This is a genomic window from Congzhengia sp., from assembly GCF_037235575.1.
GTDB classification, from domain to species: Bacteria; Bacillota; Clostridia; order UBA1381; family UBA9506; genus Congzhengia; species Congzhengia minquanensis.
The window spans coordinates 1-19,264 of record NZ_JAXUNN010000004.1 but is presented as its reverse complement, the minus strand read 5'-3'; the positions used below and the strand labels follow the sequence as shown (position 1 = coordinate 19,264).

Sequence of the window (19,264 nt, the reverse complement as noted above, 5' to 3'; positions counted from 1 at the left end):
GATCAGGATGCAACCAACCAGTTGAAAGCAAACGGCGTTATTACAAACTCCGTTCCTAACAGCTGGAAAGCTGGTGGCGCTAACGGTACCAATGGTTGTCTTACGTTTACGGAGGAGGGTGCTTGGGCCAATAACGCATATCCTTTAAAACGGCCTCTTAAGGTTGGGGAACACTACAGGGTTTCCCTGTGGGTAAGGCTGAACAATGTTGAAGATTTAATGGGGGCTAACCCTAAAATTGCTTTAATTTTCTATACAAAGTCAAAAACTGGCGGTACGGCACATAAATTTGTTTACCCTACGGGGGAAATTAAGCCTGGCGGCGAATGGGTTCACTGTACTGGTGATTTCATTTGGGATGGTATTGCAAATGATGAGAGCCAGAATTCTACACCTCAGCCAATTGACCCGGCTGCCCCTGTAGATATGCGTGTGCGAATTATTAATGGCGGCAATACTTTAAGAACGTATTTGGCCGATAAAGACAGATTAGGATCAAGCTTTCAATTAAAGTATGACATGGATGATATTGTTCTTGAGCCGGAAGTTAACGGCAAAACCGTAGTGTATGACGACAGCTATCTTGTGGCAGCGGACTTTGAAGATGGATCGAATGGCGGATTAAGCGGTATTAAGTCAGTTCAGGACGACCCTGAGCGCGGTGGAAAAGTTGGCCTTGTACAATCACCAATCGGATCGTTCAACAGTCTTGAAGCAAAGAATAATTACCTGAAATTTAACCATTTGTACAAAATTTCCTGCTGGGTTAAGAGAACGGACGACTATTGCGAATTTGGCGGTCAAAAGTCGCAGGTTGCTTGTATCAACATGGCTCAGAACAGGATGGATACAACCAACATTTCGCCAACAACAAAGTATCCAACCTATACGAAAGGCGGCCTTGAGCAAAACAAATGGACATATTATGAGTATTACTTGAAATATGATGTAAAAACATTTGATGGTGCAGGAGCATGGACCGGTATTCGTGTTGGTAACGGTGCAGCGTCGAAGGATGCAGGGCAGACAGGTGAAATTGGGTTAGAAGGCGTAACCTATTATGTAGACGATTTTCTAATTCAGGACCTCGGTTTTGTTCAGAACGGAGATTTTGAACATGATCAGTCGGAAATTTACCGTATTGATGCAAAGGGAGTAACGCAAAAGACAGACACCGTATTTGGCTGGCTGCCGGAGCAGGCAACATCTTCAATTTCCACTGACGTACGCAGCACAGCAGACGACCCGAAAACAGAATCCACGCAGAGCATGTCGGTTAACATTTCGTCCGATGGAGGACGTGTATATCAGGGCATTAACTTTGAAAACAACAAAAAGTATAAACTTTCGTTCTGGGCAAAAGGCCTTGACATGGCAGAAGGTGAGGAAAAGCCAATTTCTGTTGTTCTGGACAGAAAGGTTGACACCGTAGGGAAACAGGACGTTTATCAAGTGGAGGATTATGAAACCCTGAGAGACGATAAATGGACGCTGACCGGCGAATGGAAAAAGTATGAATGTGACTTTGAACCGAAATATGTAGCAGGGTCAACACCGGATGCAAACGTAATTCCTAGGACGCCGTTTATGTATATAGATGTAGACGGCAACAAAGCAGGAACAAAGTTCCTGGTAGACGATATCACGTTTGAAGATGCGGACGCCATAATTGTGGAACCGGAAGTGAACCCGTATCCGCGTCTTGAAAACGTTGAATTAGTATCGGGAGATGCAGTGTCCGGCGCGACGGTACAAATTGACTATGAATTTGTATCAGAAGTGGAAGAAATGATGGAGGGCGAATCAGTAGTTCGTGCGCTCATATCAGAAGACGGAAAAAACTGGGGTTGTATTGGCCAGTCGGCAACTTTCGGCAGAGTGTTATACACAATACCGGATATCGCCATAGGCAAACAGCTGAAGTTAGAGATTGCGCCAATGGATGAAGTGTATCAGATGGGCGAAATCGCAACGGTGGAGCTTGGCGAAGTGAAAAAAGCCTTTGAAATCGTTCCTGAGATAAGCAATTGGAACGAAGAAACAGGCGAGGTTGCGGCAAGTGTATTCATAGAAAACAACCTGTCGTCGCTGGGAAACCAGGAAATTGTAGTAATATTAGCGCTGTATGATGACAATAACACATTAATCAGCACGACGGTGAAACCTGAAATCATTACAGAGCAATATTCGGAAACAATCAAGGTAAGCGCAATCAGCACAGCATCGGCAACCAAAGCGAAGTTATATGTATGGAGCGGAACATCACTCGCAGACGCTGGTGAAAAAAGCTATTGTGAAGCCATTTCTTTTGATAAAAACGCAGTGGGTTAATTTTAATTTAAAACATAGTTTTCTTTCCGCCGCAAAAGCGGCGGAAAGAAAACTATGTATTTTGATAAGTACACTTTTTTAAAAGTGTACTTATCAGGGTATATAAAATAAAAAAACGGGAGGGGTCAAAATGAAAAAGATCATTTCACTGTCTTTGGCGCTGGCTGTAATATTCTCTTTAGTAGGAATTTTGCCGGCGGAAGCAAAGCTTTATGCGGATTATCCATTTGTTTATGAGCCGTTTGAGGAAGATAATCTTGCAAACCAGCAGGTTGAAGGGTTAATATCCAGCGGTGGCGGAACTTCATTTAAATGGTCGGCAGACGGCGCCGGCGGAAGCAAGGGAAGCATAAGTGTTACAGAAACGGGAAATTATTCCCATATGCACTTTCCGATAAATAGTACCAGCATGATGATAGGGCAGAAAATTCGTTATTCCTGCTGGATTAAACCGGTAGATATTGATTTCAACAATAAAAAAGTTGACTTTTATATCTACGGGAGTAGCGAAAAAGGAACAACAGGCTGGAATACGGCCTCGGTTAGCAACGTTGCTTTAAAAGAGGGTGAATGGGTATATGTTCAAACTGAAAAGGTTTGGGACGGCTCTTTGTATAACAACAATGCGGTAGCGACAGAGGGAAGTATGAATTTCAGCTGTGATTTAACAAAAAATATGCACATTGAAATTCGTATCGGCAGCGGTGAAACCGCGAAAGAGGTACCAAAGGACTCGGGAAAAACATCTCTGACCTATCTGCTTGACGATGTGATTGTGGAGCCGGTTAATGATAAAAGCGAAAGTGCCTCAACCTCAGAAAATGGGTTGTATAAAGGCAGCGCTTTGGATGAACAGGCAGACACTTCTGCATGGCAGAAAGAAGGCACCGGGCCGGTACTGGAAATGGCAAACGAAAAGGGACCAGATGGTTCGCCCAATTATATGATTGTTCGCGGTCCTGACAGCGGAGAAAAAGTCTGGATGGAAATCAAACAGAAGGTTGCTGTAGAAAGTAACCATCTTTATAAAGTAAAGTTTTGGGCAAAAATTAATTCAGCTGATAAAGGCGGTTTTTGGTTCCTAGGCTGGACAGGCGCAAACAAGCTTGATTTTCCGCAATATGCAGGGCGATCTGATACTTCTGCGCTGACGAAAGAGTGGAAATATTTCGAGTTTTATATGTTTGCCGACCACAAGGCTGTTGAAAAACAGACAGTAAACTGGGGAATCCGTTTCTTTGACACGCCGGCGAATCAGCATATCACGCATGCAAATGCAAGCTATTCTATAGACTCTTTTGACATTGTAGATATGGGTGTTGTTGCAAACGGCGATTTTGAAACCTCCAGTCTTCCTGATGGAGTGTATTTTAAAGAGGGTAAGGCGAATACAGATTATTATAAGCAATCGGCTGTTCCGTTCTGGTTTGAAAACGGAGCGAAAGTAACACAGTCGAATGAGGTAAGGCCGATCAGCACATATCCGGAAGGTGAAACGGCATATTCTACAAAATCCATGTTGGTTAATACAACATCGCAGGGTGGGTATGCATTTCAGCCAATTAATATAGCAAACCAAGTGCAGTATAAAATTTCGTTTTGGGCAAAGGGAAATAATTTAGCTGAGGATCAGCCCATTCAGCTTCGGCTTGATCGAACGGTTGACAGCAAGGAAGCAATGGATGCCTATGAGGTACCAGACGAAGAAATTTTAGACGAGGGCGCTGTGCTTACCAATGATTGGGAAAAGTATGAATTCATTTATTCGCCTGATTTTACGGCAGATGTAAAGCCGGCATCTAATGTTATACCGAGGCTGCCGTATCTGAATTTGGTTGTGGGAGAAAACGCAGCAGGAATCAGCTACTTTTTAGACGATTTAAAAATTGAGGAATATGATCCGAATTCTGACCCTGATGCTGACAAATATCAATTCCCTTACGCAAAGGACGTTTCGTTTTCCGGCGACGAAGCAGCGGGAACAACAATGACGGTGGATTATGAATTTGTTAGTGACCGAAAGGAATGCATGGAGGGCGGTTCTGTTGTCCGTCTTTTAAAAAAGGCTGGTGACGGCTGGGTTACGCTTGCTATGAATGAAACAAATTGGACAAATGCAGAAATTGACATACCAAATGATGCAGCTGGCTGTGATATTAAAATTGAGTTTGTTCCCATTGATGAAGACGGGTTATTTGGTACCGTTTATTCCTATGAAATTCATAACGTTAAAAAGGCGTTTGACGTAACACCCTCGTTTACAAAATGGGACGAAACAACCGGCGAGATTGCAACGTCGACACATATTGAGAACAACTCGTATTCGCTGGGTGAACAGTATATGGTGTTAATTCTGGCCCAGTATGATAAAAACGGCGCGATGGTTCGGGTTGATTCAAAGCTGGTTAAGGTGAATGTTGGCTTTTCAGAGAACGTTGCGTTCAGCACAGTTGCGGCGGCAGATGCGAAAAGTGCACGCATGTTTGTGTGGAGCGGCACAACAATCGAAGATGCCGGCGAACGGGTATATTCCGACAGTGTAAGCTATACAAAATGATATAAAAATGATAGCTGCAGTTCTACTGCAGCTATCATCAGCTAAGGCACATTGTGTCTAAAAAACTAAATTTTCCGTGTGCGGCATGCACACACTTTAGAGGAGGAACACGAAATGAAAAAACTTTTATCTCTGATATTGACGGTCATGTTTGTTTCTGCTATGGCGGCGTTTTCCATTCCCGCAAGCGCAGAAGGAATTTTTGAAGACCCGAGCAATATCAATATTGTGTATCTGGGCGGCTCCATCACTGCCGGCGCCGGCGCCGGTGGAGGACAAAACTGGGTAGATATAACAGGAAAATACTTTTCTAAAACATTTGGCGAGAATAATGTGCACAACCACAACGTCGGCGTCGGCGGAACGGGCTCAGAGTATGGACTTTTGAGACTAAAGCGCGACGTAATTGATAAAAACCCTGATATGGTGTTCATTGAATTTGCTGTAAACGACGGAGGTAGGGATACTACAAGATATTTAGAGAGCATGGTTTTAAGCCTGCAGAAGCTTGAAAAGGTGCCCTATATCTGCTTTGTATATACGACCAACCGGACGCTGAATGTCAACCAGACATATCAGCGCGCAGTTGCAGATTACTATGGTTTGGCGCAGATTGATTTCCAGGCAAGAATGACACAGGAATTGAAGGATAATCCGAAAAACACCATGGAAACTTATCTTGGCGACAGCGTTCACCCCAACGCTACCGGATATGCAGTCTATGGCGACGAGGTTACAAAATGCCTTGCTACCGGCAAGTATTATACGAAGCCAAAAGTCATGGATAAAAAGTATAATTCAAAGAGCTTGTTCGTAAATACCACTTTCACACCGGCAGCCGATTATGTTACTACAAATGGCTGGCAAAAATCGGGTAATTTTGTGACAACCTTTGAGGATGTTGGCGCTGCAGGCCAGAAGCTGCACTTTGACTTCACAGGAAATGTACTTGCAATTGAACACAGACTGCACAAAAACGGCGGTATGTATAAAGTGATTATTGACGGTAAAACAATGGCTACAGTCAGTGACTACTACAAAGATAACGGCGGCCAGTTGGTTCTGGGTTATTCTAATTTTGATTTGGGCCAGGGAAAACATACGCTTGACATTGAAGTGACAGACCAAAAGGATAACGCCAGCGGCGGCTATATGGTTGGACTGTATAACATTATAACAAACGAAAATCCCGATTACGATTCAACGAAAGTCGATGTAAATTTTAACGATGGCGACACCTCTGCAATTGCAGACATTGGCGTGACGCCTTCGCCCGACTGGGAGTGGGACGGCACTGTGGGAGCAGACGGTTCCAAAGGCGCATTAAAGGTTACCACTGCCACAGGAACATATGGCTCGTCCACCGGCGTAGCCTTTAATGTCAGCGGACTGGAAAAGGGCAGAAGCTATCATCTGTCCGCTAAAGTTAAGCTGGATTCCATAGAAAAGCTTGTGACAGACAGCGCGACGTTTATTTTCAGACTTGATGGGGTAGATGAATCCGGTAACCCCACCGGGAAAAACGCATTAGTAAAGGTGGATGCCCCCAATGCCGGGCTGAATAACAAAGAGTTTACAGAAGTTCAAGCAGAATTTACGTTTGACGGAACAGGTGTATTAACTTCAAACAAGCCTACGCTTTGCAACAGCGATGGCTCCTTTGAAGTTCGTGTTGGAAGTGACAAGCTTGAGGAAACAACAGGTTCCCGTGACACTGCACTAGTTTATTATATTGACGATATTAAAATGATACCCGGAAAAAAGACCTCCGGCGACCCGTCAAATCCTGATCAGCCGTCAACAGATGAAATTAAAATATTGGTTGACGGTATAGAGGTTCAGGCAGACGTTCCGCCTGTAATTGTTGATGACAGAACGCTGGTTCCATTCCGTGCAATCTTTGAAGCATTGGGCGCAGACGTAGAATGGGAGGCAGAAACCAGAACGGCAAAGGGTGCCAGAGATGGCATTGCCGTTGCAATTCAAATTGATAATAAAATTATGCAAATCAATGGGGAAGATTTTGAACTTGATGTACCTGCTCAAATTATTGACGACCGGACAATGGTTCCCGTTCGGGCGATTTCAGAAAGCTTCAACGCTAAAGTTGAGTGGGTTCCTGAAACAAGAACTGTAATTGTTACAACAAAGTAAAATCCTTGTGAAACCATTTTTTCAATTTCAGCGGTAGGGTACATTTTGATAGTCTGCCGCTGATTTTGATTTTGGTAAAGTTGCATAAACCAGAGTGAAAAGGGTATATGGCAAAACAAACCAAATTTTGTGAAGTTGTCAGCAGAAAAAATTAGAATATTTGTATAACTTGTACGTATATATGAATAAAATATAACTTTAAAACGAATAAAATGAAGGAATGATGAACAAAGTACCAGTGAAAAATAACAAATGTAAGAATTTTTCATGGTTAATATTTACACGTATGAGTACATTTTACCAAAAAAAAGAGAAAAAATTATAAAAATAGTACAAAAAAATGAAAAAAACTATTGCACTTTGGGTACAACTTGTGGTAGAATAAGATATGCTTAAAAATGAACACATAAAGTGTTTCACATGTGTGCAAATTTTTAAGGTTTATAGCAGAAAAACTGTAAAGTTTGCTTTTGTTTAAAGTTAACTGACAACTTTTGTAACAGGCAGAACTTTTCTTTTTATTACGGTTTTTCTATTTTTAGAACTTATGGTAGAGGAGTGGGTTTTCTTTGAAAAAGTCAGTAGCAGTAGAAAGCAGTGCTTACTTGCCGAAAAAAACATCATTGTTCAAAGAGTTTAAAAGACACTATGCTTTGCTCATTATGTTGATTCCCGGTGTTATTGCATTGCTCTTGTTTGCCTATAAGCCTATGTATGGTTTGTTAATCGCATTTAAAGATTACAAATTTAAACTCGGCATATGGGGCAGCCCGTGGGCTGATCAGAATGGTATGGCGCATTTTATCAGGATGTTCAGCGGCGGAGATTTTATAAAAGTATTGAGAAATACGGTTGTCATCAGCTTTTTAAAGCTTATATGCGGGTTCCCGGCGCCAATCATTTTAGCACTTTTGCTGAATGAGATGCGCGGAAAGGTTTATAAGCGAATTGTTCAGACACTTACATATTTACCTCACTTTTTCTCATGGGTCGTACTTGGCGGTATTTTAAAAATGGTGTTTGCTACCGTCGGACCAATTAACATGGTTTTACAGAACTTGGGACTGAACGAACCGATTCCGTTTTTCGGAAACAACACGGCGTTCCTCTGGCTTATAGTCGGAACTGCGGTTTGGCAGGGATTAGGCTGGGGTGCTATCATTTACATGGCGGCACTTTCCGGTGTTGACGAATCGCTTTACGAAGCTGCTTATATCGACGGTGCCAGCAGATGGAAGCAGGTTTGGCACATCAGTCTTCCCACCATTATGGGCACAGTTACAACAGTTTTCATCATGAACCTCGGTCAGGTTTTAAATGCCGGATTCGATCAGATATACAACATGTACAATGTTATGGTGTACGAGTCTTCCGATATTCTTGACACATATTCATTGCGCCTTTTGCAGGACGGCCGTTATGAAATTGGTACGGCGCTCGGCTTGTTTAAGTCTTTGGTGGGCATGGCGTTTGTACTCGGCTCAAACTGGATTGTCAAAGTGCTCAGCCATGACGAATACGGTATTTTATAAGGGAGGGTTTATGTTAAGATGATACAACGTACAAGAGGCGAAAAGATATTTAACGTGTTTAACTACATCATACTTACCTTGTTCGCTTTCACAACACTATATCCGTTTTTATACACGCTTTCCATATCGCTCAGTACAAAGGCGGAAGCAGAGTCGATTGGCCTACATATCCTTCCGAATTTTCAGAAAATCACAATTGACCCATATAAAATGGTGTTCAAAAATGCAGAAATTTGGAACGCATATAAATACACCTTGTTTAGAACAATTGTAGGAACGGTTCTGTCACTGTTAGTAACCTGCTTTTATGGTTATGCACTGTCAAGACCACGCCTGCCGATGAAAAGATTTTTTGTAATATTCATTATGTTCACAATGCTTTTCTCTGGCGGTCAGATTCCCACATACTTAAATATTAAATCGTTAGGTCTTATCAACAACATTTGGGTATATGTTCTCCCCATGCTGATTTCAGCTTATAACGTAATCGTGTCCAGATCGTTCTTTGCCTCGTTGCCAGAGAGCTTAAATGAATCGGCGAAAATAGACGGCGCGGGAGAGTTCCGAATTTTCTTCCAAATTATCGTGCCGCTTTCAAAGCCAATTATTATGACGCTAGCTCTGTGGAACGCGGTTGCACACTGGAACGAGTGGTTCAGCGGCATGATGTATATTACAGATTCGCGGAAGATTGTCGTTCAGAATTACATTCAGCGTATTGTCAATGAAGGTAATACAAACTTGGTATCGGACGTTAATGCTTCTGCGGCGGATCAAATTGAAGTAACAGGAAAAACCATTCAGTCGGCATCCATCATTGTTTCTATCCTGCCGATTTTACTGTTCTATCCTTTCGTACAGAAGTACTTTGTAAAGGGTGTAACACTTGGCGCTGTTAAAGGCTAATGTCATGGATAGACATTAGATTTTACATTTTTATCAAACAAAATTAAGGAGGGCTATTTCATGAAAATGAAAAAACTACTTAGCGTGTCAATTGCAGCTGTTATGACAGTTGGCATGCTGGCAGGCTGCGGCGGCAATAATGCATCGACCAGTTCTGAAACCTATCAGGATAATGATGAAAAATTAACGCTGAAGTGGCTTGGTTATCCCAGAAACCCCGGAGCTGAAGAAGGAACAATTCCGGAAAAGGCAATTGAGGAAAAATTCAACGTAGAAATTCAGCCTTTATTCTACGAAGAAAACAAGTATCAGGATAAAAAGGTTATGCTTATGGCCGGCGGAGAAATTCCTGACCTGATTTATGAACTGGATCCGCTCCATGTTTTTAACGATGTTGATCAGGACTTTGTTGTAGAAGTTCCTTACGACACAATCAAACAGTATGCTCCGCAGTATTTTGATTATATCACCGACTACGCGCCGGCAGCTTGGATTTATTCCAGATATCAGGACAAAAACTGGGGTGTTCCAAACGTAAACCACAACCATATGCTTTCTAAAACAGCAGCTTATCGTAAAGATTGGCTGGATAAGTTTAATTTAGATGTTCCAAAGACATTAGACGATTTGCACACTGCACTTTATAAATTTGCAAACGAAGATCCTGATGGCAACGGCAAAAAGGATACATATGGTATCTCTGTGGGCTCTACACACTATCGGAGTTACTTCACTGAAATTTTCGGCGCATATGGCTGCCTTCCTTTCGACTGGCAGGAGGTTGACGGTAAAATCGTTTACGGCGGCTTGACGGACGAATGTAAAGAAGCTCTGAAAACCCTTGCTACATGGTATTCCGAAGGCATCATTCACCCTGACTTCGTTTTAGGTCAGAGCGATGGAGACAAATGGAATTCTGGAACATTGGGCTACATGCTTACACAGTACAACGATCCGAATGATAAGAATGCAATTCAGAACACTGTAAAAGAATTGAACCCGAAAGCAGAAGTTGCGATTGGTTTCCTTCCCACCGGTTCTGATGGCAAGAGCGGCACACGTGCATGGGGCAGAGCTTGCCACGTTGTTTCCTTTGGTAACACTGAGGGTCATGGTGCAAAGGTTCCGCGTATGCTGAAAATTTTTGAAGGCATGTTTACTGATTTTGACTTCTATACAACATTAAAAATTGGTAATGAAGGCGAATCCTGGGAGAAAGCACCTGAAGATACAACAAAGGCAAACAACTTTGTTATGCTGCCTGGATATGGCGCTGAGTCTTCCGACGAAACAAGAATTGCCGGCATGAGCACTGACTTTGCTGGCCCGGGAATGTTTACACCTGTTGCACCAACCTATGAAAACTATGCATCTACAAGATCTGATGCTTGGAATGCTTGGGCAAAAGAATGGACAGATGAGAAATATTCATTAACAGATTACTTCTTCAAAATTGACGTTGTTCCATCTTCTACTGATTACATCATTGACCTCAGAACAAAACAGATGTCAATCATGAGCGAAATCATTCAGGGTGTTAAATCAATTGATGCTTACTCTGAATTTGAAAAGATCTGGGAGAGTGGCGGCGGTCAGGTTCTGACCAAAGAAGCAAACGAACTCAAAGACGAATTGTCTGATGTTTATGCTGAAATTGGTGTAAAACAGTAAATTAAAATTTTCGCGGCTGTGCTTAAACGAAGCACAGCCGTTTTTTTAATGACAATAACAAGGGGTGAATCTATGAAACATATCAAACAAAAAAAGCTGGCATTCGTTTTCCTTCTCATCGTTGTTTCAGGCTTATTGTTTTCCGGCTGTGGCAAAAAGATGAACAACGGAGAAACACCAAACGTTTCATTTCAGGAACAAGCAGCAGCACTTTATGAAGCTAAAACCCCCTATGCTGGAAATGCGTCAGCTGTCGGTAAGGTGACAGAGCTGCTGCCGTTTGCTAATAATGGAGAACGAAATGGTATGGAATTACAAACCGAAGCAGAACCTTATGGCGTTACACTTGAATACAAGGATTTATCAAGAATACCGGAAATGGAACTGAAGGGAAACGCCTATTTAATGTTTTGTCTGATTGAAAATTTAGGGCAGGTAACATTCAACGACCAGACGGCCAAAACCTCTGTTCAGTTCCTGCGCGGCGATGTTTTAGAATATGGAAACACAGCAGAGTTCTTTGCTGAAAATAAGGAGCAATTTATTTCATTTGCAAATCGGCTGAATGATGAAATTTTAAAAACAGAATAATTGAAAAATAAAAAAGCCGACCCATCGGGTCGGCTTTTATGCGTTACATTGGCAAGAAGTTTGTTGCAACTGCAATGATTACGATAATGCCCAATATAATTCTGTATATGCCAAAGGGCTTGAAATCGTGTTTTTTGATATAACCAATTAAAAATTTAATGGCCCAGACCGAAACGAAAAATGTAACGACAAAGCCTGTTATCATAACAGCCCATTCCGTTGTGTTGATTACGGCGCCTTTTGCTAAAAACTTTACCAGCTTTAAGCCGCTTGCGCCGAACATAACCGGCACTGCCATAAAGAATGAAAATTCTGTTCCCACAAACCGGGAGCAGCCAACGATAATTGCGCCTAAAATTGTGGAGCCGGAGCGGGAAGTGCCTGGAACCAAAGACAGCACCTGAAACAGACCGATGAAAAAGGCGGTTTTATAGCTCAATTCTTCCAGCGTGTTCGTTTTTGGTTTTTTCCCCTGACGCTCCACCCAGATAAATGCGATACCATATATAATGAGGGTAGCCGCAATGACTAGGGAACTTGAGAGAACATTGTCCACCAGGTCGTCTAAAAACACCCCTGCGACGCCGGCAGGAATAATTGCCACGATTACCTTGCCCCAAAGGGAGTAGGTCTGCTTCTTTTCTACCGGCGTTTTTTTCGGTGAAAACGGATTAAGCTTGTGAAAGTAAATCACAATAACCGCTAAAATGGAAGCAAACTGAATAACGACCTTAAACATATTCCAAAAATCGGGAGAAACGTTTAAGTTTAAAATTTTTTCTGCCAGAATCATATGCCCGGTGCTGGAAACGGGCAGCCACTCAGTAATGCCCTGAATGATTCCGATGACTGCGGATTTTAATATTTCGAAAAACATAACACAATCCTTTCTGATTTAAGTTATTTAGATAAAAGGTATTATATCACATTATACGGCTTCATTCAATAAAAATTCTACCCGAAAAGAATTTTCATAAAAAGCTTTGTGAATTTATTGACTAATTCCTGCATTTGGTATATAATATTTATATTTAATAAAACATTTTTGGAGGTTTTACAATGGACAGAGTATATAACTTTTCGGCGGGACCGTCGATGCTTCCTGAAGCTGTTTTGGAAAAGGCAGCCAAACAGATGGTAAACTACGAGGGCTGCGGCATGTCGGTGATGGAAATGAGCCACAGGTCGGCAGACTATGAAGCAATTATCGGAAATGCTGAATCTCTGCTTCGCGAATTGATGCACATTCCGGAAAACTATAAGGTTCTGTTTTTGCAGGGCGGTGCATCCAGCCAGTTTGCAATGGTTCCTCTGAACCTGATGAAAAAATCAAAAAAAGCAGATTACGTCATCACAGGCCAGTGGGCGAAAAAGGCCGCGCAGGAAGCTTCGAAATTCGGTACGGTAAACAAAGTTGCAAGCTCTGACGATAAAACTTTTACATATATCCCGAAACTGGACCCTTCCACCTTTGACAAAGATGCGGACTATTTCCATATCACATTGAATAACACCATTTACGGCACACGTTACACAACGTTGCCGGAAACAGGAGATGTTCCGCTGGTGGCAGACGCCTCGTCGAATATCCTGTCCGAACCCATTGATATTTCGCGTTTTGGCATTTTATATGCCGGCGCACAGAAAAACATGGGCCCTGCTGGCGTTACCGTGGCAATTATTCGAGATGATTTAATTACAGGTGCAATCGATGGCGCACCTACCATGTTTGATTATAAAATTCATGCAGATAACGGCTCTATGTATAACACGCCTCCGACCTATTCCATTTATATCTGCATGTTGGTTTATGAATGGTTAAAGAGCCTGGGCGGTGTTGAGGCGATGTATGCCATCAACAAGGAAAAGGCACAAATCCTTTACGATTATCTTGATAACTCCTCTATGTTTAAAGGAACCGTTGTAAAAGAAGACCGTTCGCTGATGAATGTTCCGTTTGTTACAGGCGATGATGACTTAAATGCAAAATTCATTAAAGAGGCAAAGACCAAGGGGTTTGTGAACTTAAAAGGCCACCGCACAGTGGGTGGTATGCGCGCCAGCATTTACAATGCAATGCCGGTAGAAGGCGTAAAAGCGTTAGTTGAATTTATGAAAAAATTTGAGACGGACAACAAATAAAGAACCCAGAAAGGACTGTTAAAACATGTTTGACATTCTGACACTTAATAAAATTGCAAAATGCGGCCTTGAGAAGTTTGGTGATAATTATAAGATTTCAGACAACTGTGAAAATCCGGACGGCATTGTTTTAAGAAGCTTTTCCATGCACGACATGGAACTGGGAAGCAACTTAAAGGGTATTGCGAGAGCAGGTGCAGGCACAAACAATATTCCCATTGACACATGTACGGAAAAAGGCATTGTTGTGTTCAATACGCCGGGGGCAAACGCAAACGCGGTGAAAGAGCTTGTTATTTTGGGATTGCTTATTTCATCAAGAAAAGTTGTTTCCGGAATTGATTGGGCTAAAACCCTGGCCGGCTCCGGCGCAGAGGTTGCAAAAGCGGTTGAAAAGGGTAAAAGCGCATATGTTGGCCCTGAAATCCAGGGTAAGACGCTGGGCGTTATTGGCCTTGGGGCTATCGGTGCTATGGTTGCAAATGCGGCAGATGCGCTGGGCATGAAGGTAATCGGTTTTGACCCATTCATGACTGTTGACGCGGCTTGGAGACTTTCCAGCGCAGTTGTTCATGCTAATTCCATGGACGAAGTGTTTGAAAACAGCGACTATATTACATTGCACATTCCGGCTAACGATGCAACAAACGGCACAATTAATTCTGAAACACTGGCGAAAATGAAAGACGGTGTTCGAATTTTAAACTTTGCCAGAGGTTCTTTGGTGAACGATGCTCATTTGGCGGCTGCACTTGAGGAGGGCAAGGTTGCCTGCTATGTAACCGATTTCCCCAATGATGCAGTTTTGTCAATGGACAATGTAATTGCCATTCCCCATTTGGGCGCATCTACACCAGAGTCAGAGGACAACTGTGCAAAAATGGCGGCAGAGGAGCTTCGGGACTTTTTGGAGAACGGAAACATTAAAAATTCTGTGAACTATCCCGACTGTGAAATGCCGAGGTGTGGTGCCAGAATTGCCATTACCCATAAAAATATTCCCTCCATGCTGTCGAACTTTTCAAAAATTGTTGCAGACAAGGGAATTAACATTGTGAATATGTTAAACAAAAGCAAAAAGGAAAATGCTTACACGATTATGGATGTTGAGGGCGATGTGCCGGACAACATTGCAGACGCAATCTCCACAATTTCAGGCGTGAATTCTGTGCGGGTAATTCATTAATTTACAATTAATTTGAAAAAAATGCTTGCAATTCCTGAAAAATTCTGGTATAATGATATTTGCTGTTTCAGAATTGGATTTGATTGTTAAGTTATTGGAGGTGCTTATAGATGGCAAAATGTGAAATTTGCGGAAAAGGTGTTACATTTGGAATTAAAGTGAGCCATTCTCACAGAAGAAGCAACAGAGCTTGGAAACCGAATATCAGAACTGTGAAAGCAATGGTTAACGGAACACCGAAAACATTGCATGTTTGCTCAAGATGTCTTCGTTCGAACAAAGTTGTAAGAAGCGTTTGATTGACAAACACAAATTAAAAATTTATGAATTTACGTATCGGCTGATTTTAGCCGATACGTTTTTTCATTTCAGACTTCAAACTGGCTGTTATAAAGCTTTGCATAGAATCCATTTTTTTCAATTAGTTCTGTGTGGCTGCCTTGCTCCACAATGTTTCCGTCTTTCATGACCAGAATTTTGTCTGCGTTTTGAATGGTGGAAAGGCGGTGGGCTACGATGAAGCTTGTGCGGCCCTGCATCAGGCGCGCAAATGCGTCCTGAATTTTTAATTCCGTTCTTGTGTCAATAGACGAGGTCGCTTCGTCTAAAATGAGCATAGGAGGCTTATTGAGCATAACGCGGGCAATGCACAAAAGCTGTTTTTGCCCCTGGGACAGGCTCCCCCCATCGTCTGAAATTTCCGTGTCATATCCCTTCGGCAAACGCTTGATAAAGCTGTGTGCGTGGGAAGCCTTTGCCGCATCCACCATTGCTTCGTCGCTTGCCTCAGGCGCGCCCATTTTAATATTATCCCGAATTGTGCCGCTTTTCAGCCAGGTTTCCTGCAGCACCATTCCATAGCTTTGCCGCAGAGATTTGCGGGTCACGTTTCGAATGTCTTCTCCCTCTAAAACAATACTGCCGCCGGTCACGTCGTAAAACCGCATAAGCAAATTAATCAGCGTGGTTTTCCCGCAGCCTGTGGGGCCGACAATGGCAATCCGCTGGCCCGGCTGAACCGCTAGGTTAAAATGCTCAATTAATTTTCTCTCGGGCACATAAGAAAACGATACATCGCGAAGTGAAAGCCTGCCTTTCACATTCTGCAAAACACATGGATTTTCCGGCTCTGGAATTTGCGGCGTTTCCTCAATCAGCTCAAAAATTCGCGCAGCGCAGGCTAGCGCATTCTGCAGCTCCGTTACAACACCGGAAATTTCGTTAAACGGTTTGGTATATTGGTTTGCATAGCTCAAAAAACTGGTAAGTCCGCCTACAGACAAATTTCCGTTCAGTGCGGCAAGCGCGCCGAACAGCCCCACGCCGGCATATACTAAGCTGTTCACAAACCGGGTGGAGGGATTGGTGAGGGACGAATAGAAAATAGCTTTCAGCGAGCTTTTTTCTAACCGTTCGTTTATTTCGTCAAACAATTTTAAGGTTTCATCTTCCCTTGAAAATGCCTGCACTACCTTTTGGTTTCCCACCATTTCGTCAATAAACGCTGTTTGCTCAGCGCGGATTTCAGACTGGCTGCGAAACATTTGATAGGTATGTTTTGCCACAAAGTTTGCCACAAATAACGATACGGGCGTAAGCAAAACCACTACCAATGTAATTTTAACATTGATAAAAAGCATAAAGACCAGTGTGACCAGAATGGTAACGATGCCGGAAAAAAGCTGTGTGAACCCCATTAACAATCCATCGGCGAACTGGTCTACATCGGCGATTACCCGGCTGATAATTTCCCCGCTTTGATGGGCGTCTAAAAATTTCAGCGGCAAAATTTGAATTTTACGAAACGCATCGGCCCGGATGTCGCGGACAACATGGTAGGTTACACGGTTGTTTATCATATTCATAATCCACTGAAACAGCGCGGTCAGCGCGGCCACAATTGCAATTTGAATCAGCAGATAGCCGAGAATGGAAAAGTTAACCTTTCCCGGGGCGACGATGCAGTCAATGGCCTTTCCAACCAGAATGGGAACATAAAGCGTTAACACCACAGTCAGCGCGGCCAGCAAAATAGACAGAAGCATCAGCCATCGATATTTTTTTATATAATTTAAAATTTTGCGGATTGTGCTTTTCTTTTTCATGCGTCAACGCCTCCCTGGGACTGGAAAATTTCTTTATATATGCCGCAGGTTTTTAAAAGCTCATCATGTGTTCCAATGGCGGCCACTTTCCCGTCGTCTAACACAACAATTTTATCGGCATGGCGAATGGAGGACACCCGCTGCGACACGATAAACACCGTGGCTTGATAGGGCAGAGCGCGCAGCGCCTGCCTAAGACGCGCGTCCGTGGCAAAGTCCAAAGCCGAGGCGCTGTCGTCTAAAATTAAAATGTCAGGGCGGCCCACCAAGGCCCTGGCGATGGTAAGCCGCTGTTTCTGCCCGCCGGAAAGATTTCGCCCGTTTTGTTCAATGAAATAGTCCAGCCCGCCGTCTTTGCCGGCCAATATTTCCGAGGCCTGGGCGGTTTGCATAGCGCACAGTAATTCCTCATCGGTTGCGTCTTCCTTGCGCCACTTTAAATTGTCGCGAATGGTTCCTTTAAACAGTACAGCCTTTTGCATCACCATGCCGATTTTCTCTCTTAAATCGGGCAGATTATAACAATTTACATCAATTCCGTCCACACACACTCTGCCGGAGGAAGCTTCGTAAAACCGAGGAATCATGTTCACCAGGGTGCTTTTCCCCGAGCCGGTTCCACCAATAATTCCCACAGTTTCTCCCGGTTCACAGGAAAACGTGATGTCTGAAAGCGATTCCTCCCGGGCTCCCTTGTAGGTCAAACAGGCATGTTCAAAAGCCACTTTTGGTTGGCGCCCGCCATTTTGGCGGACACAGCCGTTTTCACTGTCTGCGGCCTTTGCTCTTCCTGTCTGGGTGGGATTTCTGTCTAACACCGCCTGAATCCGATTGCCGCAGGCGATGGATTTTGTAATAGTAATAATTAAATTTGCAAATTTAATCAGCTCCACCAAAATCTGCGTCATATAGTTATAAAGCGCCACAACTTCGCCCTGAGTAAGAGAACCGTTGTTCACCCCCACTGCGCCTGTGTAAACCAGCCAGACCACCGCCAGATTAATTACCACATAGGTTAAGGGATTCATCAATGCAGATATGCGGCCGGTGTATTTTTGAACAGAAGTCAGCGCTTCATTTTCACCGTCAAATTTTTTTATCTCTTCCTGCTCTTTGCAAAATGCCCTAAGAACGCGCACGCCCGTTAAATTTTCCCGGGTTGTTGACAAAACTGTATCTAAACGTATTTGCACCTTTTTATAAAGAGGAATGCAGACATACATAATGAAAAACACGATGACAGATAACACCGGAATGGCCACAGCAAAAACAAGCGCTGCACGAACGTTAATGGTAAAGGCCATGACCATTGCCCCGAACACCACCAGGGGCGAGCGGAGCAACAGGCGAAGAGCGAGGTTTAACCCTGTCTGCACCTGGTTCATGTCGCTGGTCATTCTGGTAATCAGCGTTGACGTTCCTGCCTCATCAAGATCGGTGAATGAAAAGCTTTGAATGTGAGAAAACACAGCGTGGCGCAGTTTTTTTACAAATCCTACCGAGGCCTTGGCCGCAAAATATTGTGCTGTGACCGAGAACAGCAGGCCGGCAAGCCCTAAACCTACCAAAACCGCAATCATTTTGTAAATGTAGGGTCTGTCGCCGTGCGTAATTCCAATGTCGATGATTTTTGCCATAACAATGGGTACAAACAGCTCAAAAACAGCCTCTAAAAGTTTAAACAGCGGTCCTAAAATGCTTTCCTTTTTATAATATTTTAGATACGTCAGTAGTTTTTTCAATTTCATCACCAATTTTTAGTATTTTTATTAGTTTACCACAATACGGAAACTTATTCAATACAGAGTGCGAAAAGACATAAATAATTCCCAAAAAGAGGTTGTTTTTTGCTTTCATTTTTGTTATAATAATAAAAGCAAAGGGGGTACCCCCTTTGTTGTATGTATAGAATACATACAACAAATATTACATAAATAACAGAAGAGAGGGAGAGAAATGAAACAGTATTTCAAAAAGGCGGCCGGCATATTGCTGTGTGTTGTGATAGCGGCGGCCTCGGCGGTTTTTACCGTTTCAGCGCAGGAGGATATTACAGCTGACCCGATGACGTTTGCAGTGAATAAAGACA

Annotated in this window: 13 protein-coding genes; 10 read left to right on the top strand and 3 right to left on the bottom strand. The window is 43.0% G+C overall.

Translation table 11 applies throughout. The features are described from left to right. The 7 genes from WIG73_RS00350 to WIG73_RS00320 form a co-directional block, all read left to right on the top strand. A partial coding sequence (locus WIG73_RS00350) for a carbohydrate binding domain-containing protein (protein ID WP_337398782.1) occupies positions 1–2,331 on the top strand: 2,331 nt, incomplete at its 5' end. Positions 2,332–2,461: 130 nt separating this feature from the next. Further along, positions 2,462–4,888, top strand: a complete 2,427-nt coding sequence (locus WIG73_RS00345; protein ID WP_337398781.1) for a carbohydrate binding domain-containing protein — start codon at positions 2,462–2,464, stop codon at positions 4,886–4,888. A 114-nt stretch (positions 4,889–5,002) separates the two neighbouring features. Continuing rightward, positions 5,003–7,042, top strand: coding sequence for a stalk domain-containing protein (locus WIG73_RS00340; protein ID WP_337398780.1), 2,040 nt, complete (start codon positions 5,003–5,005; stop codon positions 7,040–7,042). A 569-nt stretch (positions 7,043–7,611) separates the two neighbouring features. Further along, a complete protein-coding gene (locus WIG73_RS00335; protein ID WP_249313049.1) occupies positions 7,612–8,574 on the top strand; it encodes an ABC transporter permease subunit in 963 nt (320 codons plus the stop codon). Positions 8,575–8,592: 18 nt separating this feature from the next. After that, the gene (locus WIG73_RS00330; RefSeq protein WP_177679645.1) at positions 8,593–9,480 is read left to right on the top strand and encodes an ABC transporter permease subunit; all 888 of its coding nucleotides are present in this window, start codon (positions 8,593–8,595) and stop codon (positions 9,478–9,480) included. A 66-nt stretch (positions 9,481–9,546) separates the two neighbouring features. Next, complete coding sequence (locus WIG73_RS00325; protein WP_337398779.1) at positions 9,547–11,151, top strand: hypothetical protein; 1,605 nt, start codon at positions 9,547–9,549, stop codon at positions 11,149–11,151. Between the two features lie 72 nt (positions 11,152–11,223). Then, positions 11,224–11,742, top strand: coding sequence for a DUF4825 domain-containing protein (locus WIG73_RS00320; protein ID WP_337398778.1), 519 nt, complete (start codon positions 11,224–11,226; stop codon positions 11,740–11,742). Between the two features lie 43 nt (positions 11,743–11,785). Here WIG73_RS00320 and WIG73_RS00315 read toward each other — a convergent pair whose 3' ends face one another. Beyond that, positions 11,786–12,619 carry an undecaprenyl-diphosphate phosphatase gene (locus tag WIG73_RS00315; RefSeq protein WP_337398777.1) on the bottom strand — a complete coding sequence of 278 codons (834 nt, stop codon included), beginning with the start codon at positions 12,617–12,619 and terminating at the stop codon, positions 11,786–11,788. 182 nt (positions 12,620–12,801) lie between these two features. Here WIG73_RS00315 and serC point away from each other — a divergent pair, with 182 nt between their 5' ends. The 3 genes from serC (at position 12,802) to rpmB (ending at position 15,369) form a co-directional block, all read left to right on the top strand. Further along, positions 12,802–13,884: a 3-phosphoserine/phosphohydroxythreonine transaminase gene (gene serC, locus WIG73_RS00310; protein ID WP_337398776.1), complete on the top strand. Its 1,083-nt coding sequence runs from the start codon at positions 12,802–12,804 to the stop codon at positions 13,882–13,884. Between the two features lie 25 nt (positions 13,885–13,909). Continuing rightward, complete coding sequence (locus WIG73_RS00305; RefSeq protein WP_337398775.1) at positions 13,910–15,070, top strand: phosphoglycerate dehydrogenase; 1,161 nt, start codon at positions 13,910–13,912, stop codon at positions 15,068–15,070. Between the two features lie 110 nt (positions 15,071–15,180). Next, positions 15,181–15,369, top strand: coding sequence for a 50S ribosomal protein L28 (gene rpmB / locus WIG73_RS00300; protein ID WP_177680036.1), 189 nt, complete (start codon positions 15,181–15,183; stop codon positions 15,367–15,369). Positions 15,370–15,438: 69 nt separating this feature from the next. Here rpmB and WIG73_RS00295 read toward each other — a convergent pair whose 3' ends face one another. Beyond that, a complete protein-coding gene (locus WIG73_RS00295; RefSeq protein WP_337398774.1) occupies positions 15,439–17,175 on the bottom strand; it encodes an ABC transporter ATP-binding protein in 1,737 nt (578 codons plus the stop codon). After that, a complete protein-coding gene (locus WIG73_RS00290; protein ID WP_337398773.1) occupies positions 17,172–18,917 on the bottom strand; it encodes an ABC transporter ATP-binding protein in 1,746 nt (581 codons plus the stop codon). Before WIG73_RS00290 ends, WIG73_RS00295 begins: the two co-directional genes overlap by 4 nt. Positions 18,918–19,264: the final 347 nt, after the last annotated feature.